Genomic DNA, 351 nt, shown 5'->3' with positions numbered 1-351 from the left:
GGAGCGTCAATGTTCCGGGTTCTGTATTAGCTGCTAATGGTGAGGTGAGTGCCACGGTCACCACCCGTGATCCTGCTGGTAACGTGACGACGGCCAATACCAGTCACGCTTACGGCGTCGATACCGTCGCGCCCATCGCCTCCATTACTATCGACGATGTGACCAGCGATAACGTGATTAATGCCAGTGAGTCGGGTCAGACGATTGCGGTCACCGGTCAGGTTGATAACGACGTCAAAGCCGGTGATACGGTGACGATAACCGTCGGCAGCGAGACCTATCAGACTACGGTCAATGCCGATGGCAAAACCTGGAGCGTCAATGTTCCGGGTTCTGTATTAGCTGCTAATG

General features: G+C 54.7%; 1 protein-coding gene. It reads left to right on the top strand.

Annotated elements, in window-relative coordinates; translation table 11 throughout:
* Nucleotides 1-351 (top strand): Ig-like domain-containing protein (locus KP22_RS21165; RefSeq protein WP_039326451.1); only part of this gene is annotated, 351 nt, incomplete at both ends.

Origin of the sequence: Pectobacterium betavasculorum (assembly GCF_000749845.1) — a bacterium.
Taxonomy (GTDB): domain Bacteria; phylum Pseudomonadota; class Gammaproteobacteria; order Enterobacterales; family Enterobacteriaceae; genus Pectobacterium; species Pectobacterium betavasculorum.
This window is presented reverse-complemented; position numbering and strand designations above follow the sequence as displayed.